A 21,376-nucleotide genomic window follows, 5' to 3' on the forward strand; every position below is an offset into this window, starting at 1 on the left:
GGGGACTGACAGTCACGTCCGCTCGGTGGCCGGAGAGGACGTTAGGAAGCAGCGCGGGCCACGTCCACCACCGGTGTGCACACCGATCTGCACAACTTGTGGACAAGTCGGTGGACGGACGCATGTCGACATGTGGAGGAGTACGGGGACAGCCGCTCCGCGCCGGCGGTCATCCGCCAGTTGACCTGCAGGGACGCTGCCCACCGGGTGTGGACGGAGAAAACCCAGGAAGAAAATCCGAGGTGTCGTACCAGGAGCCACACCGGTGCACCGGTCCCCTCCGCGAGGTCGGCCGGCCACCTTCCGGACGTGGCGTCGTGACCGGCCGGCCACCTCGTGGACGGCGCGCGATGACCGCCCCAGCGCCCCCGTGGCGGGCTCCGGCTGATCCCCGCCCTCCCGGGCACCCTGCCCCGGTCGGACGGCGCGAGAGCGGTCCTCAGGGCACCCGGCGGGCCGGCCACGCCGAGCAGGGGGGTCCGGCAGGGGCACGGCGGAGGCGTCAGGGGACCAGGCCCCGCAGACGCCACGAGGGGCGCCGGACCTGCGTCCGACGCCCCTCGTGGGCGGTGCCTTCGTCCGATGGCTCACCCCGAGCGAGCACGGGGAGAGCGCGGACGGGGCGCCCCTCTGCCCGGTCCCGTCGCGAGCGGCGGGCGGCAGAGGGGCCTCGATCAGCTGGCGACGACCTCGATGGTCAGCTGAGCGTTGACCTCCGGGTGCACCCGCACGGTGACGGTGTGCTGGCCCGTGGTCTTGATGCTGCTGGGCAGCTCGATCCGGCGACGGTCGAGCTCCGGGCCACCGGCGGCGGTCACGGCAGCGGCGACGTCGGCGGTGGTGACCCGGCCGAACAGCCGGCCACCGTCACCGGCGCGCGCCGGCACCTGGACGGTCAGCCCGGACAGGCGACCGGCCACGGCCTGCGCCTCCTCGAGCGACCGGACGTCGCGGGTGGCACGCGCCCGGCGCAGCGACTCGACCTGCTTCTCCGCACCCCGGGTGGCGACGATGGCCAGCCCGCGGGGCAGGAGGTAGTTGCGGCCGTAGCCGCCCTTGACCTCGACGGTGTCGCCGGAGGACCCGAGACCGGTGACCTCCTGCGTGAGGATCAGCTTCATCGTGCTCATGATCAGCGCGCCGTCGAGGTGTAGGGCAGCAGGGCCATCTCACGGCTGTTCTTCACGGCCGTGGCGACGTCCCGCTGGTGCTGGCTGCAGTTGCCGCTGACGCGGCGGGCACGGATCTTGCCGCGGTCGGAGATGAACTTCCGCAGCAGGGTCGTGTCCTTGTAGTCGATGTAGGTCGCCTTGTCCTTGCAGAACTGGCAGACCTTCTTCTTGGGCTTGCGAACAGGGGGCTTGGGCACTGATATCTCCAGTGAGGGAAGTGCGTGGGTGACCTGGGGTGGCCCTCCTGCAGGGGCCCACGCCGAGCGGAGCGAGGCGTGGGGGGCAGGAGGGTCCTCTTAGAAGGGCGGCTCGTCCGACGGCCCGGCGGGCGTCGACCACGGGTCGCTCGCCCCGCCGCCACCGCCGAAACCACCACCGCCGCCACCGCCGCCGCCGCTGAAGCCGCCGCCGCCCTCACCGCGCGAGGCGCGGGTGACCTTGGCGGTGGCGTAGCGCAGGGAGGGGCCGATCTCGTCGACCTCGAGTTCGACGACGGTGCGCTTCTCGCCTTCCTTCGTCTCGAACGAGCGCTGCTTGAGGCGACCGCTGACGATGACCCGCGATCCACGGGTCAGCGACTCGGCCACGTTCTCCGCGGCCTGCCGCCACACGTTGCAGCGGAGGAACAGCGCCTCGCCGTCCTTCCACTCCTGCGACTGGCGGTCGAAGGTCCGCGGCGTCGAGGCCACGGTGAAGTTGGCGACGGCAGCGCCCGACGGCGTGAAGCGCAGCTCCGGATCGGCGGTGAGGTTGCCGATGACGGTGATGACGGTCTCGCCGGCCATGGTCAGTGGACCTCGGGCCGCATCAGCTTCGTGCGCAGGACCGACTCGTTGAGGTTCAGCTGCCGGTCGAGCTCGGCCACCGCGGCCGGCTCGGCCTGGATGTCCACGACCGCGTAGATGCCCTCGACGTGCTTCTTGATCTCGTAGGCCATGCGGCGACGGCCCCAGATCTCGGTCTTGACGGTGCCACCGGAGTTGGTGACGACGGTCAGGAACCGGTCGAGCGAGGGAGCGATCGTGCGCTCCTCCAGGTCGGGGTCGAGAATGACCATCAGTTCGTAGTGACGCACGGAGAACCCCACCTCCTCTGGTCTTCGCGGCTGCAGGAAATCTGCAGCAGGAGGGTCGTACACGCGTCGCGCGCCCCGGCAGGAGCCGGAACGCGCGCACCCAGGCTACCAGCGGCGGAGCAGGGCGGGCCAGGCGCTGTCCACAGGCGTGGGGGACCCCGTCCCTCCCCACCCCCTCGCGAGCTCGGGGCGGCCCCGGCGGGCCGAGCGACGAAGGCGACCCGTTGCCATGTTCTGCTAGCTCCACGTCGAGGCGACACCACGACCGGCGGATCACCCCGGTCACGGCCTCGACGATGACGTGACGTGCGCGATACGGGTGAACCCGCATCCCGTCGAGAAACCGGAGATCAGCATGGCCGTGCACCCCATCGGCGTACACGTGGGCACCGGAGCGGACGACGCACCCGTCCCCGGCCCGCTGGCCCGGGCGGCGGAGGTCGGCGCCGACGCGGTGCAGGTCTTCCTCGCCGATCCCCAGGGGTGGAAGGCGCCACCTCCCCGCCCCGATGCCGCGCAGCTGCGCGAGTCCGGCCTCGCGCTGTTCGTCCACGCCCCCTACGTGCTCAACGTGGCGACGACGAACAACCGCATCCGCATCCCCAGCCGGACGCTGCTGGGCAAGCACGCCCAGGCCGCGGCGGAGGTGGGCGCGCGCGGCCTCGTGGTCCACGGCGGGCACGTGCTGGCCGGCGACGACCCGGCTGTGGGCGTCGACAACTGGCGCAAGACGTTCGCCCGTCAGGCCGAGCAGGGCGGCTTCCCCGTGCCCGTGCTGATCGAGAACACCGCCGGGGGCGGCAACGCGATGGCCCGCGACCTGGACGCGCTCGGCCGGCTGTGGGAGGCCGTCGGCGAGTACGGGGCCGGCTTCGTCCTGGACACCTGCCACGGCTGGGCCGCCGGCTGGGACCTCGGCGCGGCCGTCGACGCCGTCCGCGCGGTGACGGGCCGGATCGACCTGGTCCACCTGAACAACAGCCGGGACGCCGCGGGCTCCGGACGCGACCGCCACGCGCCGCTCGACGGCGGGGAGATCTCCCGCGAAGTGCTGGTGGAGGTGGCGCGCGCTGCCGACTGCCCGGTGATCCTGGAGACCCCGGGCGACGCTGCGGCGCACGCGGCCGAAATCGGGCTGCTACGCGACGCGCTGGGCTGACCGGCGCAGCACGAACCGGTCGGGAGCGTGCTCCAGCGGCCCACCGGCCGGGTCGTCCACTCCGGGCCAGCTGGTGCGCACGACGTCCCGGTCCGGATCCAGCACGTCCCGCACGACCAGCGCCATGAGGACGACGACGGCCGCGTCGCGGACGGTCACCGCGAGGAGGAACCACTCGACGTCGATCCCCCGGTTCTCCGTGCCCAGGTACCAGAGCAGCCGGGGCACCCAGAGCAGCGCCTCGGTGGCCTGCCAGGCCAGCAGCGAGCGCCATCGGGGCCGGGCGAGCACGGCCAGGGGGAGCAGCCACAGGGAGTACTGCGGGCTCCACACCTTGTTGGTGAGCAGGAAGACCGCGACCAGCAGGAAGGCGATCTGGGCGACCCGCGGTCGCACTGGCGCGGCCAAGGTCAGCCATGCGACGGCCGCGAGCCCGGCCAGCAGCGCCACCGCGACGGCAGCGTTGAGCACCGTCGGGGTCTGCCCCTCGGCCAGCGGGCCGTCGAGCAGCTGGTCGCCGGCGACGTGCAGCGCCAGGTTCCACAGGGAGTCGGGATCGGCCGGCCGCGCGCTGTTCAGCCGGAAGAAGCGCGACCAGTTCTCCGGCGCCAGCACCGCGATCGGCACGTTGACCACCGCCCAGGCGAGCACGGCAGCCACCGCGGTGCGCAGCCATACCCGCAGCCGCCCCGACCGCAGGCAGAGCAGGAAGAGGACTGCCAACGGGAAGGCCGGGTAGAGCTTGGCGGCGGCACCCAGGCCGAGGAGGACGCCGGCGAGCACCGGGCGGCGCCGGGCCCAGGCCCACATCCCCAGAGTGGCCAGCGCCACCGCGAACAGGTCCCAGTTGGTGAAGGCATGCACCACCAGCAGCGGGGACAGCCCGATCATCGCCGCATCCCACGGCCGGCGGCCGGCCAGCGCCAGAGTGGCCCGCACCACGAGCAGGGCACACGCGGTCAGCAGCAGACAGGTGACCACGTAGTAGCTCTGCACCGGGGGGACGGCGGGCAGCAGCCCGGACGCCGCCGCGGCCCGGTCGTAGCCGGCGGCGACGGTGGCGGCCAGCGCCATGAACCCACCGGTGAGCACGGGGTACTCGACGGCGGAGTCCAGGTAGGGCAGGGCGCCGTCGCCGAGCCCGTGCAGCCCGAACAGCGGCACCGTGTCCGAGTAGCAGAAGTGCGTGTACTGGACGGAGCCCGACCAGTCGCCGTCGGCGCACGGTGCCTGCTTCACCCAGGCCACGGCCAGCGCGAGCGTGGCGAACAGCAGGCACACGCGCAGCGGCGTCCAGAAGAGCGCACGGCCGGTGAGGGCGAAGCGGCCCCACGGGCCCCCGACGGCTTCGCTGGCCTGCCGGACCACTGGATCGGTCCAGGAGGGCACCACGCGATCCGGCGCTGACCCGCGCGGAGTTCCACGTGGAACGAGCACGGGCCCGTCCGCGGTGGCGGACGGGCCCGTGGGCGTGCTGCGCATGGCAGCAGTGTGCGTGATCGATCAGTCGACCGGCGGCGGGACGACGGGGCCGGGCGTGCCTTCCCCGGTGCCGCCGGTTCCCCCGGTGCCGCCCGTTCCCCCGGTGCCGCCCGTTCCCCCGGTTCCCCCGGTGCCCCCGGTCCCGCCGGTCCCGCCCGTGCCGCCGGTTCCCCCGGTGCCGTCCGTGTCACCGGTGCCGTCCGTGCCACCGGTGCCGTCCGTGCCACCGGTGCCGTCCGTGCCACCGGTGCCGTCCGTGCCACCGGTGCCGCCGGTACTCGGCGTCGCGGTGGCCGGGGCGCTCGAGGTCGGTGCGCTCGGGGTCGACGTGGACGGCGGGGCCGCAGGGGTGTCCACCGGCGCGGGCGCCTCGGTCGTCGGCTCGGGAACGCCCTGACCGGTGTCGCCGGTGATGAGCGGCCGGTCGGGCAGGTCCTCCTCCGGGGTGCCGGCGTGCACCGCGTTCATGTAGTCCTGCCAGATGGCACCGGGCAGCCCCGCGCCGTAGATGATCTGGCCCTGGGTCGTCCGGATCGGCTCGCGGTACTCGGTGCCCATCCAGACCGCGGTGGAGACCGAGGGGGTGTAGCCGACCATCCAGGCGTCGGAGTTGTCCTCGCGGTTCAGCCCCTGCGTACCGGTCTTGCTGGCCACCTCCCGGCCACCGTCGAGCGACCGGCGGGAGTAGGAGGCGACGTCCTCCAGCGCGACGGTCACGTCGTTGACGACGTCGGCCGGCAGCACCTGCTCGCCGGGCGGTGGGGCGTTCTCCAGGAGCACGGTCCCCTCGCTGTCGGTGACCCGGGAGACGAAGTGCGCGTCCCGGAAGACGCCACCCGCCGCCAGCGTGGCGAAGCCCTGGGCCTGGTCGATCGGGCGCATCTCGTACTCGCCGATGCCGATAGAGGAGCCGGTCAGCCCGTCGGCGTTGGCCAGCGTCGTGTAGCCCTCGAGGTTGCCGCTCTCCCAGGTCTCGGGGAGGCCCGTGGCCGCGCGGATCGTCTCCCGAACGTTCTCCGGGCCGACCTCGTACGCCAGGCCGTAGAACGTGGTGTTCAGCGACCGGGTGATCGCCTCGGTGAGCGTGCAGGCCGCGCAGCTGGTGCCGCCGGAGTTGGTGACCGGCTGGCCCGGGCGGTCGGGGAAGGTCTGCGGCGAGCTGCCGTCGCGTCGCGCCCGGATGCCGATGCCCTGCTCCAGCGCCGTGGCCAGGACGTAGGGCTTCACCGACGAACCGGGCTGCCGCACGGCCTGCGCGAAGTCGGTCCCGACGCCGTTCTCGCCGCCGTAGTAGGCGATCACCCCACCGGTGCGGGGATCGATGGACACCAGGGCCGACCGGAGGTTGTCCGGCTGACCGTCCAGCGCCGCCCGCGCACTCGCGACGGCGGCATCCTGCGCCGGCTTGCTGATCGTGGTCGTGATCTGCAGACCGCCGGCGTTGATCTCCTGCTCGTCGTAACCGCGCGCCTGGAGCTCCCGCCGCACCTCCTTGACGATGTGGCCCTCCGGGCCCTCCGGGGTGCCGAGCGGGGAGTCGCCCCGGGGCAGCACCTCGGGGTAGACCGAGGCCGCCCGCTCCTCGGCCGTCAGCCAGCCCTCCTCGACCATCGCGTCGAGCACCAGGCCCCAGCGCTTCTGCGCGCCCTCGGGGTTCGTCTCGGGGTCGTTGCCGGAGGGGCTGCGGATCAGGACGGCGAGCACGGCGCCCTGCTGCGGGGTCAGCTCGGCCGCCGAGACGCCGAAGTAGGTGTTCGCCGCGGCCTCGATGCCGTAGGCGCCGCGGCCGTAGTAGATGGTGTTGAGGTAGTTCTCGAGGATCTGCTCCTTCGAGAAGTTGTTGTCCAGCTTGATCGCCAGGAACAGCTCCTGGAACTTGCGGCTGAACGTCTGGTCGGACGTCAGGAAGGCGTTCTTCACGTACTGCTGGGTGATCGTCGAGCCACCCTGCGTGGAGCCCCCGGTGAGGTTGTTCCACGCCGCGCGGACGATGCCGGTGAAGGAGATACCCGGGTCGGTGTAGAAGCTCCGGTTCTCCGCGGCGAGCACGGCGCGCTGAGCGGGCTCGGAGATCTGGTCCAGCGGCACGTTGGTGCGGTTCTCGTCACCCAGCCGCGCCATCTCCGTGACACCGTCGGCGTAGTGGATGACCGTGGTCTGCTTGGTGGAGACCGAGTCGGGGCTCGGCACCTCGGTGCTGGCATAGACCACACCGACGAAGACGCAGAGCAGCGCGAGCAGCCCACCCATCACCGCGGCGGTGATCTTCAGCCGGCGATTGCGGCGCTGCTTCGTGCTTCGGGACGCCTTGCCCTTGGCGGCCGGGCGGCCCGGGGGGCGTCCCGAGCCACCGCGCGAGGCCCCGGTCGCGCCGCGCGAGGAGCCGGCCCCGCCGCGCGAGGAGCCGGTGCCGCCCCGCGACGCGGGAGGACGTCTTCCCGCGGGCGGTCGGCCGGAACCGCCACCCCCGCCGGTGCTGCGGGTACGGGCGGCCGGCGGCCGGCGCACCGAGCCGGCCCGCGGTGCGACGGGCGAGGTCTCGTCGTGGCTGGGCACGAGCGCACCCCTTCCTGGACTGTGGTGGGCGACGCCGGGCACCTGCCCGGACGCAGCGGTTCGTCTTCAGCTGTGGCAGCGGAGCAGGCCCGCCGCGTTGCGGGCCAGGTGGAGCACGTGGGACGGGGGTCCTGCCGACCGGCCCGTCACTGCTCGGGTGCCGCCCGGCGCCGGCCGCGGCGGGGCCGTCGGCCCGGCTCGGGCTCAGCTCCGAGGACGTACGAGCAGTCCAGGTGGTTCCAGCCGCAGCCGCGGCACACCTCGACCCGGTACACCGAGAACTCGTCCTGGGCGGCGTCCATGCGGGCGAGCTCGACCTCGGTCTTGGCCTGGCCGGCCACCGGCCCGAGGTGCTCGCCGTACACGTAGTTCACCAGGGTGAGACGTTCCCGTCGGCACACCGGGCAGGCGGTGTCGGTCGGCTCTCCGTGGTACTTGGCCGCCCGCGAGAGGTACGGACTGGCGTCGCACACCTCGAACAACCCGGTACGGCCCGCATGTACTCCCGCGAGGACGGCTCGCCGCTGCAGCGAGTAGTCCACGACGGAACGACGTCCGGGCACGGCGGCCAATGTACGCACCGGCCCCGCGTCCGTGGGACTGCCGAACACGGGTCTCACCTCGGGTCTCACCTCGGGTGACACACGCGCCCCACGGCTCCGGGGTGGAGCAGCAGGAACGCCCGATGTATCGTGCCGATACATCGACTGAAGGCGCGACCGGGGAGGGCGACGTGCTCGAGTTCGCCATCCTCGGCCTGCTGCACCAGGCCCCGATGCACGGGTACGAGCTGCGCAAGCAGCTCGCCGCGGTGCTCGGCGGGCTGCGCAGCATCTCCTACGGCTCGCTGTACCCCGCGCTGCGGCGGATGCAGGCGGCCGGGCTGATCTCCACCGACGAGCCCACGCCGCGTGCCCTGCTGCCGGCCGACGCACCGCCGCTGACCGGCCGGCGCGGGAAGGTGGTCTACACGATCACCGCGGAAGGCAAGGAGCGCTTCCACGAGCTGGTCAGCCAGACCGGCCCGGAGGCCTACGACGACGGTGGTCTCTTCGGCGTCCGCCTGGCCTTCTTCCGCCACACGGCGCGCGACGTCCGGCTGCGGATCCTCGAAGGCCGCCGGCGCACCGTGGAGCGGCAGCGGGAAGGGTTGCGGGCCTCGTTGGCCCGGACCCGCGAACGGCTCGACCGCTACACGCTCGAACTGCAGCGCCACGGTCTGGAGTCGGTGGACAGAGAGGTCCGCTGGCTCTCCGAGCTCATCGACAGCGAACGGGCGGAATCCGGCGACCGGCCGGGTCACCACTCGGGCGAGGACGACGGGCCGGCCGCTGCGGAGCACGTCCCGACCTAGCAACGGTCACTGCACCACCCAGCACCTATCGGCGGGCCAGCCCGCCTAGACAGCAACGGACCACACCTGGTCCGCGCCCAGGGGACCACCACGGTCCAGGAGTAAGGAGAGTCATGGGGTCAGTCAAGGTCGCCATCGTCGGCGTCGGTAACTGCGCCGCCTCGCTGGTGCAGGGCGTGCACTACTACCGCGACGCCGACGAGACCACGTCCGTCCCGGGCCTGATGCACGTCCGTTTCGGTGAGTACCACGTCTCCGACATCGAGTTCGTGGCCGCGTTCGACGTCGACGCCAAGAAGGTCGGCCGCGACCTCTCCGAGGCCATCGTCGCCAGCGAGAACAACACGATCAAGATCTGCGACGTCCCGCCGCTGGGCGTGACCGTGCAGCGCGGGACCACCCTCGACGGGCTCGGCAAGTACTACCGCGAGATGGTCGAGGAGTCCGACGAGCAGCCGGTCGACGTCGTCGCCGCCCTGCGCGAGTCCGGCGCGGACGTGCTCGTCTGCTACCTCCCCGTCGGGTCGCAGCAGGCCGCCGAGTTCTACGCGCAGGCCGCGCTCGACGCCGGCGTCGCGTTCGTCAACGCCCTGCCGGTGTTCATCGCCGGCACGAAGGAGTGGGCGGACAAGTTCACCGCCGCCGGTGTGCCGATCGTCGGCGACGACATCAAGAGCCAGGTCGGCGCCACCATCACCCACCGGGTGCTCGCCAAGCTCTTCGAGGACCGCGGCGTGCAGCTGGACCGCACGATGCAGCTCAACGTCGGCGGCAACATGGACTTCAAGAACATGCTCGAGCGCGAGCGACTGGAGTCCAAGAAGATCTCCAAGACCCAGGCCGTCACCAGCCAGGTCGACCGGGACATGGGCGTGGGCAACGTGCACATCGGCCCGTCGGACCACGTGCCGTGGCTGAGCGACCGCAAGTGGGCCTACGTCCGCCTCGAGGGCCGCGCGTTCGGCGACGTCCCGCTGAACCTGGAGTACAAGCTCGAGGTCTGGGACTCCCCGAACTCGGCCGGCATCATCATCGACGCCGTCCGCGCCGCGAAGATCGCCAAGGACCGCGGCATCGGCGGCCCGATCCTGTCGGCGTCCTCCTACTTCATGAAGAGCCCGCCGGTGCAGTACAGCGACAGCGAGGCCCGGGACGCCGTCGAGGCCTTCATCCGCGGCGACGTCGCGTAAGGACCTCCCTGCCCCCCACCGCTCGCTCCGCTCACGGCGGGGCCCTGCAGGGAGGCCGTTCCATACGGTCACCGGGCCCGCATCCCTCCGGGGATGCGGGCCCTGTCGCGTTTCCTGCCGGGGGATGGGTGGCCCCCCTGCAGGGACCCGCCGCGAGCCTGCGAGTGGCGGGGGCGGGGCGGTCCCTTCACTACGCTTCCGTCATGCCTGCCCGCCCCCGCCTCGTCCCCCGAGCGAGCGCGGCGGGGCTGGCACTCCTGATCCTCGCCGGGTGCACGACCGAGCCGCGGCAGGACGGTGAGCCGGTCACCGAGGAGGACGCCGCCGTGCTGGCGGAGCTGCTGCACCGCAACCACGAGGAGGGCGGCGCGGATTTCGTCGTGACGGTGCCGTTCTCCGATGACGCGGTGCTCACGCTGACCGGCCAGATCGACTTCCAGCGCGCGGTCGGCCAGGTGCAGGCGGTGACCGAGGTCGACAGCGAGGACCGGGACACCCGCACCCTCTTCTTCGACCGCGACCACCTCTGGTCCGGTGACGTGCCGGGGCTGACCGAGGCGCTCGCCGCCGACGGCGCGCCGGCCGCGACCTACCTGCGCCGGCCCCTGTCGACGGAGCAGGCGGAACCGCCGCTGCTCGACGTGGTCATCCGGGTGCTGCAGAACCTCTCCGCGGAGCGCCCCGACGAGCCCGAGGACTTCCTGACCGGCCCGTACCAGTGGCACGGGGAGCAGGCGATCGACGGCCGGCCGACCACGATGTACCGGCTCCGGGACGAGCGCACCGTCGCGGTCGACGACTCCGACCGGACGCTCGTTCAGTACCGGACGCCGCTGGCCGACGGCAGCATGGAGGTGACCGTCACGCTCGCGGAGCACGGGACCCGCCGGCTGGCGCTGCCCACGGCGGGGGAGACGGCAGCCGCGGCGGACCACCCGGAGATCGCCGAGGCGTTCGGCATCTGACCGGGCCGGCCGGGGCGGGGATCGTCACCGCCGGAAGACAGCGGGAAGGGGCGGCCTCTTCCCCAGACCGCCCCTTCCCGGGTCCCTTCCTACCAGACGGCGGCTGATCGCGCTGCCGGTGCGTGGCAGGTGAGGCGTCAGTTGACGGTGGGATCCGGCGTCGCCGACGAGAGCACCGCGAGGCGACCGGTCTGCCGTCCCACCACCCGGCGCCAGAGCTGCGGGCCCGAGAGGTCGCTGAGCACGTCACCGGGCCGGCTCGGGACGCAGGCCCACGCTCCCTCGGCGATCTCGTCGGCCAGCTGACCGGGTGACCAGCCCGCATAGCCGGCGAAGACCCGCAGCCCGCGCAGCCGGCCGACGAGCTCCTCGGGGTCGGTGTCGAGGTCGACGAGGTGCACGTCACCCGCCACGGGACGCAGGGCGGGCGCCACCACGTCGGCGGCCGCGGTCGCCAGGCACAGCGCCGTGTCGGTCTCGCACGGCCCGCCCACGTGGAAGACCCCGGGGGCGACGGCGAGATCGCACCAGCCCGGCAGCACGTCGCGGATCTCCACCTGGCTGGGCTGCCCCAGGACGACACCGAGCGTGCCGGTGTCGGAGTGGTCGAGGACGTAGACGACCGAGCCGGCGAACGTGGGTTCGGTCAACGCCGGCATCGCCACCAGGAGGGCGCCCGCCCGGACGTCGTCCAGGCAGCCGACCGACAGCTGGGGGACCGCAGCGGCACGACGGCGACCGGTCGCGGGCCGCGAGGGCGGACCGGACTCGGGCTCGGGCGGGGGAGGCACCGGCGACATCCTCCCCAGTGTGCCCCACCTCGACGCCGACGGTCGCTTCCCGGCCGCGCGGATGGCAGGGGACCGGCCGGCCCCCGCTTGCCTGCGAGGGGCGGGGAGCAGGCGGCCCCGTCCAGAGGCTCGCCGCGAGCTGCGAGCAGGGAGGAGGACGGCGGCCCCCTGCAGGGTCCCGCCGCGAGCCTCCGAGGGGCGGGGAGCAGGCGGCCCCGTCCAGAGGCTCGCCGCGAGCCTGCGAGCGGGGAGGGGGACGGCGGCCCCCTGCAGGGTCCCGCCGCGAGCCTGCGAGGGGCGGGGGGCAGGCGGCCCCGTCCAGAGGCTCGCCGCGAGCCTGCGAGCGGGGAGGGGGACGGCGGCCCCCTGCAGGGTCCCGCCGCGAGCCTGCGAGGGGCGGGGGGCAGGGGGTCCTTTCACTAGGGTGGCCGGGTGACGGAGGCGGGGACGACCGTGCGGGGCGTCCTGGCGCGCCGGGACTTCCGGAGACTCCTGGGCACACGGTTGCTCTCGCAGTTCGGGGACGGCGTCTTCCAGGCCGCCCTCGCCGGCACGGTGCTGTTCAACCCCCAGCGCGCCGCCGACCCGGTCGACATCGCCGCCGGCTTCGCCGTCCTCCTGCTGCCGTACTCCTTCGTCGGGCCGTTCGCCGGCGTCTGGCTGGACCGCTGGAGCCGGCGCCAGGTCCTCCTCCTCGCCAACGTGCTGCGGGCGGGCCTCGTTTCGGTGGTGGCCGCGCTGGTGGTCGCCGGCGTCCAGGGAACGGGCTTCTACGTGGCCGGGCTCGCCGTCTTCTCGGTCAACCGGTTCGTGCTCGCGGCGCTCTCGGCCGGGCTCCCGCACACGGTCGACGACACGGCCCTGGTCCCGGCCAACGCCCTCTCGACGACGTCGGGCGCCGTGGCCACGGTCGCCGGGGGCGGGGCGGCCCTTGTCCTCCTCCAGCTGACCGGCTCCGACGACGCCGGGTACGCCACGGTGGCCCTGTCGGCGGCCCTGCCCTACCTCGCGGCAGCGACCGTCGTCGCCGGCTTCCGGCGGGGGTACCTGGGGCCCGACCACATGGCGCGTTCGGCCCGGTTGTCCGCGGCACAGGTGCTGGCCGGCATGGTCGCCGGCGCCCGGCACGCCTGGCGGCACCGCCCGGCCGCCGCCGCGCTCACCGCGATCGGCCTGCACCGCGTCTGGTTCGGCCTGCTGACGCTGATGGCCCTGCTGCTCTACCGGAACACCTTCGTCGGCGAGGCCGGCGCCTTCCCCGGCGGCCTGGTGGGGCTCGGGCAAGTCGTCGCCGCGATCGCCGTGGGCACGCTCACCGCCGCAGCCGTGACGCCGTCCGCCGTGCGGCGCATCGGCAAGCACCGGTGGATCGGGCTCCTGCTGACCGTCGGCGGAGCACTCCAGGTCGGCCTGGGCCTGCTGGTGCAGCCCCCGGCCGCCGTGGCGGCCGGGTTCGTCCTGGGCCTCCTGGGTCAGGGGGTGAAGATCTGCGTCGACACGACGCTGCAGGAGTCGATCGACGACGACCACCGGGGACGGGTCTTCTCCGTCTACGACACCGTGTTCAACGTCAGCTACGTCGCCGCGCTGCTGGCGGGGGCGTTCACCCTCCCGGCGTCCGGCGTCTCGCCTCCGCTGCTCGGCGTCATCGGCGCGGGCTACGTCGCCACCGCCCTGCTGCACGCGCGCATGGTCCGGCGCTGACCCGCCCGTCGCTCAGAGCTCGGGCACGCACGGTCCCCGGCCGAGCGCGGCCAGGCCCGTGCGGTCCCCGTCGGCGAACTCGGCCACCGCGCGCCGGGCCTCGGGGTACATGAGTTCCCGGTCGTCGTCCACGTGGGAGAGCCCCACCAGGTGCCCCAGCTCGTGCAGCACCACCGACCGGACGGCGGCGGCGCCCCCCGGTTCGGCCAGCAGGCGCGGTGCCTGGCCGGCGTCCAGGCTCACGGCGCCGGTGACGTACACCCGGAGTCCGTCGCCGAGGGAGACCGCGGTGCTCCCGGCGGCTCCGACCACGTCGCCGGCGAGGGTGGGGTCCTCCGCCTCGGTCTGCCAGCCGATCAGCACCGGCGCCCAGCGGTCCCCATAGCGGTCGGGCTGGAAGGGCGCCCGCTGCCCGCCCATCGGCTCGTCGGTGTACCCGTCGAAGACGAACCGCAGGCCGGTGACCTCGCTGATCCCGGTGACGGCGTCGTGCACCAGCTCCTCGGTGCCCGGCGGCGCCGCGGCCGGGCGCAGGACGTAGTGGATCTCGCGGCAGGGGTCGTAGGCGACCGGCGTCACCCCGTCCTCCTGCAGCGCCCCGTAGGCGTGCGCCCCGCCCGCTGCCGGCGGTGCCGGCGGACTCCCCAACGGCGTCGTGGCCCCGGACGGCGTAGGGCGGTCGGTCGGCCGCGCGGGGACGGCGGGGGCGGCCGTCCCCGGCGCGGGGAGGCCGTCCGCCGCCCAGGGCCACGCCGGAGGATCGGTCAGGGCGATCCCCGTCGCCACTGCGACGGCGACGACCGGCACGGCCCACCGGCCCCGGCGTCTCCGGCGGGGCGCCGGAGGGGGCGCGGGGGCCGGGCCGGCCAGCTCGTCGAGGACCCACTGCGGCGTCCGGCCGGTCGCGGAGGCCGGCAGCCGGGCGTCGTCGTCGGGGTGCTCGGGGTGCACACCGCTCATGTCGGCACCGTCGCGACCCTCCTGGAGCCGGGCCGCCCAGTCCGGGGGGTCAGCGCTGGCGTGCGGCCCACCACGCCCGGAGGGCCTCCTCGGCCTCCTCGCGGTCCAACGGTCCCCGCTCGAGCCGCAGGTCCTTGAGGAAGCGCCAGGCCGCCCCCACCTCGGGACCCGGCCCCAGGCCGAGGAGCTCCATGATGGCGTTGCCGTCGAGGTCGGGACGTACCCGCGCCAGGTCCTCCTGCGCGGCCAGTTCGGCGATCCGCTGCTCCAGCGAGTCGTAGGTCGCCGACAGCGCCGCGGCCCGCCGCTTGTTGCGGGTGGTCGAGTCCGACCGCACGAGCTTGTGCAGCCGGGGCAGGAGCTCTCCGGCGTCGGTGACGTACCGGCGGACGGCCGAGTCGGTCCACTGGCCGTCGCCGTACCCGTGGAAGCGCAGGTGCAGGAAGGTGAGCCGGGCGACGGCCTCGACGACGTCCTTGGGGTAGCGGAGCGCGGTCAGCCGCTTGCGGACCAGCTTGGCGCCGACCACTTCGTGGTGGTGGAAGGAGACCCGGCCGCGGTCCTCGTGCCGGCGGGTGGCCGGCTTGCCGATGTCGTGCAGCAGGGCAGCCAGCCGCAGCACCAGGTCGGGGGACTCGTGCGCCTCGTCGGCGAGCTCCAGGGCGATCGCCTGGTCCAGGACGGTCAGCGAGTGGGTGTAGACGTCCTTGTGCTGGTGGTGCTCGTCGATCTCCATCCGCAGGGCGGAGAGCTCCGGCAGGACGACGTCGGCCAGGCCCGCGGCGACGAACAGCTCCAGGGCGGCGCGCGGGGCGTCCTGGAGCAGCGTCTTGGAGAGCTCGGCCTGCACGCGCTCGGGGGTGATCCGGGCGAGCTCGCCGGCCAGCGAGGTCATCGCCGCGACGACGTCCTCATCGGGGGCCAGCCCCAGCTGGGCCACGAACCGGACGGCCCGCAGCATGCGCAACGGGTCGTCGGCGAACGACTCGGTGGCGGCGCCGGGCGTGCGCAGCCGCTTCGCCAGCAGGTCACCCAGGCCGCCGAAGGGATCGGTCACCGTCCGGTCCGGGCCGAGCGAGACGGCCATCGCGTTCACCGTGAAGTCCCGCCGCGCCAGGTCGTCGGTGAGCGAGTTCCCCCAGGCGACCTCCGGGTTGCGTGACGTCCGGTCGTACCGGTCCGCGCGGTAGGTGGTGATCTCCACCCGGACCCCGCCGATGTCGGCGCCCACGGTCCCGAAGGCGATGCCGGTGTTCCACGTGGAACGGGCCCACCCGCGCAGCAGCTCGAGGATCTGTTCCGGACGCGCGTCGGTGGTGACGTCGAGATCACCCTGGCCCGCACCGACCTCACCGGCGCCGCCGGTACCAGCGGCCAGCAGGGCGTCGCGCACCGAGCCGCCGACCAGGTGCGCCTCGAAGCCGGCGGCGGCGAAGCGCTGCCCGAGCTCGATGAGTACGGGGGAGAGGTCCACGAGGGTGCGGACGGTCTCCTGGACGGCCGGGGGCACCGGTTCGGGCTCGGGGCGGCTCGGCGGGGTGGCGGACACGACGAGCCAGCGTAGTGCGGGCCCGGAAACGCCCCAGCCGGCTCCGCGCGGTCGACCGATGATCGTGGCCCCGCTGCAGGGTCCCGCCGCGAGCTCGCGAGCGGTGGGGGGCAGCGTGGTCCTTCTGCTCGCTGCGATGCTCCCGGAGCTGTCGCCGACGAGAGCACCGGTCCGGCTCCGCGCGGTCGACCGATGATCGTGGCCCCGCTGCAGGGTCCCGCCGCGAGCTCGCGAGCGGTGGGGGGCAGCGTGGTCCTTCTGCTCGCTGCGATGCTCCCGGAGCTGTCGCCGACGAGAGCACCGGTCCGGCTCCGCGCGGTCGACCGATGATCGTGGCCCCGCTGCAGGGTCCCGCCGCGAGCTCGCGAGCGGTGGGGGGCAGCGTGGTCCTTCTGCTCGCTGCGATGCTCCCGGAGCTGTCGCCGGACGCGCGCTACCCTCCTGACATGGCTGGGACGGGCGGGCGAGGACGCCCGGGCCGCCGGCTGCGCCGGGTCGACGAGACCTCCGCCGGGGGCCTGGTGGTGGCCGACGACGGCGTGACCGGGCCCCGTGCCGCCCTGATCGGCCGCACCGACCGCCGTGGCCGCCTCCTCTGGTCGCTGCCCAAGGGGCACATCGAGGCAGGGGAGACCCCCGAGGACACCGCCGTCCGCGAGGTCGCCGAGGAGACCGGCATCATCGGCGAGGTCGTCGCGCCGCTGGGGATCATCGACTTCTGGTTCGTCGCCGAGGGCCGCCGGGTGCACAAGACGGTGCACCACTTCCTCCTGCGCGCGGTCGGCGGCGCCCTCTCCGACGCCGACGTCGAGGTCACTGAGGTCGCCTGGGTCCCGTTGGAGGAGCTCAGCACCCGGCTGGCCTACGCCGACGAGCGTGCCCTGGTCGAGCGCGCCCCCGGACTCCTGGCCGACAGCGCGTGACCCGGCCGGCTGCCACCCGCGCCGGTGGCCGCCCCGCCGTCGCTCCCGCCCGGCCGGGTGCCGTCCGGCGTGCGGCCGCGCTCGCCCCGCTGCTGTCGGGCGCGCTCGTGCTCGGCGCCCCCCTCCTCGCGCCGGCGACCGGCCTGCCCCCGGCAGTGGCAGCACCGGCCCCCAGCGCCCCGGACGAGGCCGCGTCCGCCGACCGGCCCGTCCGCATCGACGTCGCCCGCTTCGAGCCCCGCACGGTGACCCCGGGCGCGCTGATCACCCTCAGCGGCACGTTGACCAACACCGGGGCGGAACCGATCACCGGGCTGACCGCGCGACTGCAGCGCGGCGACGTCCGCACCGACCGGCCCGAGCTCTCGGAAGCGGTCAACGATCCCGACCCTGCGACCACCGTGCAGCCGGCGTTCACCCCGCTGCCGGGCGAGCTCGCCCCCGGGAGCAGCGTGGAGTTCAGCTACACGCTCGACTCCGCCGAGCTCCGGCTGGACCAGGACGGCGTCTACCCCGTCCTGTTCAACGTCAACGGCACCGTCGACGACGACCAGGAGCGCCGGGTCGGCGAGCTGTCGACCTTCCTCGTCCAGCAGCCCGTCGTGCCCTCCTCGCGGACCACGGTGGCCTGGCTGTGGCCCCTGTCCGAGCCCAGCCACCGCGACGCCTCCGGGGACTTCGTCGACGACGGGCTCGCCGAGGCCGTGGGCACCGGCGGTCGGCTGGACCGCGCCCTGACCGTGATCGAGCGGCTGCCCGGCGGCCCGCCCGCCACCGAGCCCGCCGCGCCCCTGCCGGTCACCCTCGCGCTCGACCCCGCCCTCGTGGAGGAGCTGGCGCTCATGGCCGACGGTCCCTACGCCGTCGACGGAGTGGCCGGCACCGGCACCGACGCGGCCCGGTCGTTCCTCGAACGGCTGCGCGCGGTGGTGGCCACCCGCCCGGTCGTGGCGCTGCCCTACGGCGACGTCGACGCCGACGGGCTGCAGGCCGCCGGGCTCCCGATGGTCGTCACCCGCAGCCTGCCGGGCACCTCGGAGGGCACCGCGCAGGACCCTCCCGGCCCACCGCCGGTGTCCGAGAACCCCGCCGTCGACGGGGGCGCGCCGCCCGCGGAGCCGGCCGAGGCATCCGACACCGGCGCGGGGACGGCGATCCTCACCGACGTCCTGGACGTCACGCCGATCACCGACCTGGCCTGGGCCCCCGACGGGTCCTACGCCCCCGCCACGCTGGACACGCTGCGCGCCGGCGGGATCGACCAGGTGGTGCTGGGCAGCGGCGCGCTCACCGACGGGGACTCGGCGGTCGGTCTGGACGGATCGGACGCGATCGCCCGCAGCTCGGTGCCGTTCGGCGCGGGGGCGCTGGACGTGCTGGTCGCCGACCCCACGCTGAGCGCCGTGGTCGGCACCGCCGAGGTGACGCAGGGCGGTCCCCGCATCGCCGAGCAGCGCTACCTGGCGGAGCTGGCCGCGCTCAACCTGCAGGCCCCACCGGGGAGCGAGCAGACGGTGCTCGTCGCCCCGCCGCGCGATCTCGATGCCGGTGTCGAGGGTGCCGGCGCGATGATCTCCGACACCGCCGGCCTGCCCTGGCTGCAGGCGGGCAGCGTGGCCGCGATCGGCGACGCACCGGCAGCCGACGCCGGCACGCTCACCGCACCGAGCACGGACACCGCCCTCGACCCGGCCGGGATGGCGGTCCTCGCCGAGGCCGTGGCCGCCCGGGAGGAACTCGCCGAGGCGATCCCCGGGAACGCCGACCTGGCCCTGCGGTCCTACGACGCCGGCATCGCTCGTGCCGCCTCGGTGCTCCGCCGCGACGACCCCGAGGAGTTCGTGGCCGCCGCCGCCGACGCGCGAGGCACGCTCGGCGGCGTGATGGAGCGCGTCACCGTCGTCGCCCCGGCCGACGGCACCTACAGCCTCGCCTCCAGCGACGCGCCGCTGGTCCTGACCGTGGACAACCCACTGCCCTTCCCGGTCGACGTCAGGCTGCACGTGGAGCCGCCGGCCAGCGGCGGTCTGGCCATCGGGGACATCGGCGTGCAGACCCTGGCGCCCGAGCAGCGCACGACCCTGCAGGTGCCCACCGAGCTGCGCCGGTCCGGCGGCTTCACCGTCACCGCGCAGGTGACGACGCCGTCCGGGAGCCCGTTGGGCGACCCGGTGGAGATGCAGGTCAAGAGCACCGCCTACGGCCCGATCTCCCTGTCCATCACCATCGGTGCCGCCGCACTCCTCGGCCTGCTGTTCCTGCGGCGCCTCGTGCGCTTCGTGCTCCGGCGGCGCCGGGGCGCCGTTCCGGGTGACGGCGGCGCCGGACCCGGGTCCCCGGGGCTGTCCGCCGCCCCCACGCGGAGCCCGGTGTGAGCGAGCGACCCGGCTCCCCGGGGAACCCCCCCGACGCCGTGGACGGCGCGCAGGGCGGCGACCGCCCCCGCGCGCTCCCGCTGCCCCCGCCGTCGGCACCCGCCCGGCCGGCACCGGGCCGCCGCAGCTGGGGCTCTCCCGCACCGCTGCCACCGGCCCCCTACCTGGCGACCCCGCCGAGCGACGCGGTCTTCGCCGCGCCGCCCACCACCGACGGCGGCCCCGCGGAGGCCGTCGTGGACGGCGCGGCCCGGCCGCCGTCGCCACCCCGGTTGCCACCCGTCCCGCCCGCCCGGCCGGGACGACCGGCCACGCCCGTGCCGCCGCTGCCGCCGCTGCGGCACCGCTGGGTGCCGGCAGCGGACGACACCCAGGTCTTCCCCATGCCGGTGCTGCCGCCGGTACCGCGCGCCGAGCAGGAGACCGACGAGGACGTCGAGCGGCGCGAGGGCGCGCCCGGCGCCAGCGGCGGCATCCTGCGGGCGGCCGGCACGATGGCGGTCGCGACGCTGGTCTCCCGGATCACCGGTCTGCTGCGCACGATGGTGCTTGCCGCCGCCCTGGGCGTCGGGTTGTTCGCCGACGCCTACAACACCGTCAACACGCTGCCCAACATCGTCTACGAGCTGCTCCTCGGCGGCGTCCTCACCTCGGTGATCGTCCCGCTGCTGGTGCACGCGCAGGAACGCGACCGGGACGACGGTGTCGCCTACGCGCAGCGACTGGCCACCATCGCCCTGACCGGCCTGCTGGTCATGACCGCGCTCGCCATGCTCGCCGCACCGCTGCTGACCTCGTTGCTGGGCCTCGACGAGAACCCGGCGCAGTACCGCGTGGCCAACTGGCTGGCCCGGATGCTGCTGATCGAGATCGTCTTCTACGGGCTCGGCGCGTTCGCCCAGGCGATCCTCAACTCGCGGGGCGTCTTCGGGCCACCCGCCTGGGCGCCGGTGCTCAACAACCTCGTGGTGATCGCCACGGGTCTGGTGTTCCTCGCGGCGGCCGGCCCCGGCGAGCTCGAGCCGGCCACCATCGCCCCCGGGCTGGTGTGGCTCCTCGGCATCGGCACGGTGCTCGGCATCGCGGTGCAGGCCGTCGTGCTCGTCCCGCTGCTGCGCAAGGCCGGCATCCCGCTCCGGCCCCGGTGGGGGCTGCGGGAGACGGGCCTGCGCGAGGCCGGGACCCTGGGCCTGTGGGTCATCGGCTACGTGGCCGTGAGCCAGATCGGCGTCGTGGTGGCGCTGCGGATCGCCAACGCGGCGCAGCGCGCGGGCGGGCTGGGCTCCACCGCGTTCCAGTACGCCAGCCTCCTCTTCCAGATGCCCTACGGGATCATCGGTGTCGCGCTGCTCACCGCGCTGGTGCCCCGGATGAGCCGGGCCGCCGCGCGTCGGGACGTGCCGGGTGTGGTCGAGGACCTCTCGCTCGGCACCCGCCTCTCGGCCCTGGGGCTCCTGCCGGTCACCGCCGTCCTCACCGTGCTCGGCCCGCCGCTGGGCGTGCTCGCCTTCGCCCGCGGCAACACGTCGGTGGACGAGGCGCAGGCCATCGGCACCGCGCTCGCCGTCGGCGCCTTCGGGCTGCTGCCGATGGCGGTCACGCTCCTGCAGCTGCGGGTCTTCTACGCCATGAAGGACGCCCGCACCCCCACGCTCATCCAGATCGGCATGGTGGCCGTCCGGGTGCCGCTGCTCGTGCTGGTTCCCGTGGTGGTCGAGCCGGAGCTCGTCGTGGCCGGGCTGATGCTCGTCACGAGCCTCACCTACGTCGCCGGGTGGGTCATCGGCGACCTCGCGCTGCGCCGCCGGTTCGGCGGGCTGCGCACCCGCGAGACCTTCACCCCCCTCGCCCGGATCGCCGCCGTCTCGCTCGTGGCCGGTCTCGTCGGCGGTCTTGTCCGGATCGTGACCGGCGACCTGGGCGAACGCTCCATGGCAGGCTCGCTCGTCGAAGTCGTCCTCGGTACCGTGGTCGTCGGCGGCGTCGCACTGGTCGGTCTGGTGGTGGCCCGCGTTCCGGAGCTCCGGGAGCCCCTGGCTGCGGTCAGGGCCCGGCTGGGACGCAGGTGACCGAGGGCCGGCCGCTGGGGCCGACCGTGCCGGAGCGTCCGCCTCGGCGGCC

At 74.3% G+C, this 21,376-nt stretch carries 18 protein-coding genes; 8 read left to right on the forward strand and 10 right to left on the reverse strand.

Annotated features, from left to right (window positions below):
* Positions 1–674: 674 nt before the first annotated feature.
* From rplI to rpsF, 4 genes are all read right to left on the reverse strand, one after another.
* Positions 675–1,121 (reverse strand): 50S ribosomal protein L9, encoded by a 447-nt coding sequence (gene rplI / locus ACI799_RS13735; RefSeq protein WP_456589618.1) that lies wholly within the window; start codon positions 1,119–1,121, stop codon positions 675–677.
* A gap of 11 nt (positions 1,122–1,132) precedes the next feature.
* Positions 1,133–1,369 (reverse strand): 30S ribosomal protein S18, encoded by a 237-nt coding sequence (rpsR, locus tag ACI799_RS13740; RefSeq protein ID WP_073422051.1) that lies wholly within the window; start codon positions 1,367–1,369, stop codon positions 1,133–1,135.
* Between the two features lie 99 nt (positions 1,370–1,468).
* A complete protein-coding gene (locus ACI799_RS13745) occupies positions 1,469–1,957 on the reverse strand; it encodes a single-stranded DNA-binding protein (RefSeq protein ID WP_456589617.1) in 489 nt (162 codons plus the stop codon).
* Between the two features lie 2 nt (positions 1,958–1,959).
* Positions 1,960–2,247, reverse strand: coding sequence for a 30S ribosomal protein S6 (gene rpsF / locus ACI799_RS13750; protein WP_236826531.1), 288 nt, complete (start codon positions 2,245–2,247; stop codon positions 1,960–1,962).
* Between the two features lie 355 nt (positions 2,248–2,602).
* Here rpsF and ACI799_RS13755 point away from each other — a divergent pair, with 355 nt between their 5' ends.
* Positions 2,603–3,406 (forward strand): deoxyribonuclease IV, encoded by an 804-nt coding sequence (locus ACI799_RS13755; protein WP_456613297.1) that lies wholly within the window; start codon positions 2,603–2,605, stop codon positions 3,404–3,406.
* Here ACI799_RS13755 and ACI799_RS13760 read toward each other — a convergent pair.
* From ACI799_RS13760 to ACI799_RS13770, 3 genes are all read right to left on the reverse strand, one after another.
* Entirely contained in the window at positions 3,386–4,795 is a 1,410-nt protein-coding gene (locus tag ACI799_RS13760; RefSeq protein WP_456613298.1) for a glycosyltransferase family 87 protein, read from the reverse strand. The two genes, ACI799_RS13755 and ACI799_RS13760, sit on opposite strands and share 21 nt — an antisense overlap.
* A gap of 114 nt (positions 4,796–4,909) precedes the next feature.
* Positions 4,910–7,444, reverse strand: a complete 2,535-nt coding sequence (locus ACI799_RS13765) for a transglycosylase domain-containing protein (protein ID WP_456613299.1) — start codon at positions 7,442–7,444, stop codon at positions 4,910–4,912.
* Positions 7,445–7,590: 146 nt separating this feature from the next.
* Positions 7,591–8,007 carry a DUF5318 family protein gene (locus ACI799_RS13770; protein WP_456589613.1) on the reverse strand — a complete coding sequence of 139 codons (417 nt, stop codon included), beginning with the start codon at positions 8,005–8,007 and terminating at the stop codon, positions 7,591–7,593.
* A 170-nt stretch (positions 8,008–8,177) separates the two neighbouring features.
* Between ACI799_RS13770 and ACI799_RS13775 the strand changes: the two genes are divergently transcribed.
* The 3 genes from ACI799_RS13775 (at position 8,178) to ACI799_RS13785 (ending at position 10,953) form a co-directional block, all read left to right on the forward strand.
* Entirely contained in the window at positions 8,178–8,798 is a 621-nt protein-coding gene (locus tag ACI799_RS13775) for a helix-turn-helix transcriptional regulator (RefSeq protein WP_456589612.1), read from the forward strand.
* A 113-nt stretch (positions 8,799–8,911) separates the two neighbouring features.
* A complete protein-coding gene (locus ACI799_RS13780) occupies positions 8,912–9,988 on the forward strand; it encodes an inositol-3-phosphate synthase (RefSeq protein WP_456589611.1) in 1,077 nt (358 codons plus the stop codon).
* A gap of 203 nt (positions 9,989–10,191) precedes the next feature.
* The gene (locus tag ACI799_RS13785) at positions 10,192–10,953 is read left to right on the forward strand and encodes a hypothetical protein (RefSeq protein ID WP_456613300.1); all 762 of its coding nucleotides are present in this window, start codon (positions 10,192–10,194) and stop codon (positions 10,951–10,953) included.
* 137 nt (positions 10,954–11,090) lie between these two features.
* Here ACI799_RS13785 and ACI799_RS13790 read toward each other — a convergent pair whose 3' ends face one another.
* Positions 11,091–11,744: a YqgE/AlgH family protein gene (locus tag ACI799_RS13790; protein ID WP_456589609.1), complete on the reverse strand. Its 654-nt coding sequence runs from the start codon at positions 11,742–11,744 to the stop codon at positions 11,091–11,093.
* A 432-nt stretch (positions 11,745–12,176) separates the two neighbouring features.
* Between ACI799_RS13790 and ACI799_RS13795 the strand changes: the two genes are divergently transcribed.
* Positions 12,177–13,448, forward strand: a complete 1,272-nt coding sequence (locus ACI799_RS13795; protein WP_456613301.1) for an MFS transporter — start codon at positions 12,177–12,179, stop codon at positions 13,446–13,448.
* Positions 13,449–13,460: 12 nt separating this feature from the next.
* Here ACI799_RS13795 and ACI799_RS13800 read toward each other — a convergent pair whose 3' ends face one another.
* Both ACI799_RS13800 and ACI799_RS13805 read right to left on the reverse strand, forming a co-directional pair.
* Positions 13,461–14,408, reverse strand: coding sequence for a matrixin family metalloprotease (locus ACI799_RS13800; RefSeq protein ID WP_456613302.1), 948 nt, complete (start codon positions 14,406–14,408; stop codon positions 13,461–13,463).
* A gap of 49 nt (positions 14,409–14,457) precedes the next feature.
* A complete protein-coding gene (locus ACI799_RS13805) occupies positions 14,458–15,957 on the reverse strand; it encodes a CCA tRNA nucleotidyltransferase (RefSeq protein WP_456613303.1) in 1,500 nt (499 codons plus the stop codon).
* Between the two features lie 446 nt (positions 15,958–16,403).
* Here ACI799_RS13805 and ACI799_RS13810 point away from each other — a divergent pair, with 446 nt between their 5' ends.
* From ACI799_RS13810 to murJ, 3 genes are read left to right on the forward strand one after another with little or no spacing between them, the layout of a single operon-like run.
* Positions 16,404–16,880: an NUDIX hydrolase gene (locus ACI799_RS13810; protein ID WP_091930860.1), complete on the forward strand. Its 477-nt coding sequence runs from the start codon at positions 16,404–16,406 to the stop codon at positions 16,878–16,880.
* Positions 16,877–19,255 carry a DUF6049 family protein gene (locus ACI799_RS13815; protein WP_456613304.1) on the forward strand — a complete coding sequence of 793 codons (2,379 nt, stop codon included), beginning with the start codon at positions 16,877–16,879 and terminating at the stop codon, positions 19,253–19,255. Before ACI799_RS13810 ends, ACI799_RS13815 begins: the two co-directional genes overlap by 4 nt.
* Complete coding sequence (murJ, locus tag ACI799_RS13820) at positions 19,252–21,324, forward strand: murein biosynthesis integral membrane protein MurJ (protein ID WP_456600287.1); 2,073 nt, start codon at positions 19,252–19,254, stop codon at positions 21,322–21,324. The genes ACI799_RS13815 and murJ overlap by 4 nt, the downstream gene beginning before the upstream one ends.
* Positions 21,325–21,376: the final 52 nt, after the last annotated feature.

This window comes from Blastococcus sp. SYSU DS0753, assembly GCF_054051175.1.

Coding starts and splice junctions, on each gene's coding strand:
- rplI (WP_456589618.1), bottom strand. CDS start 1,121: ATGAAGCTGATCCTCACGCAGGAGGTCACCGGTCTCGGGTCCTCCGGC.
- ACI799_RS13745 (WP_456589617.1), bottom strand. CDS start 1,957: ATGGCCGGCGAGACCGTCATCACCGTCATCGGCAACCTCACCGCCGAT.
- ACI799_RS13755 (WP_456613297.1), top strand. CDS start 2,603: ATGGCCGTGCACCCCATCGGCGTACACGTGGGCACCGGAGCGGACGAC.
- ACI799_RS13780 (WP_456589611.1), top strand. CDS start 8,912: ATGGGGTCAGTCAAGGTCGCCATCGTCGGCGTCGGTAACTGCGCCGCC.
- ACI799_RS13785 (WP_456613300.1), top strand. CDS start 10,192: ATGCCTGCCCGCCCCCGCCTCGTCCCCCGAGCGAGCGCGGCGGGGCTG.
- ACI799_RS13800 (WP_456613302.1), bottom strand. CDS start 14,408: ATGAGCGGTGTGCACCCCGAGCACCCCGACGACGACGCCCGGCTGCCG.
- ACI799_RS13810 (WP_091930860.1), top strand. CDS start 16,404: ATGGCTGGGACGGGCGGGCGAGGACGCCCGGGCCGCCGGCTGCGCCGG.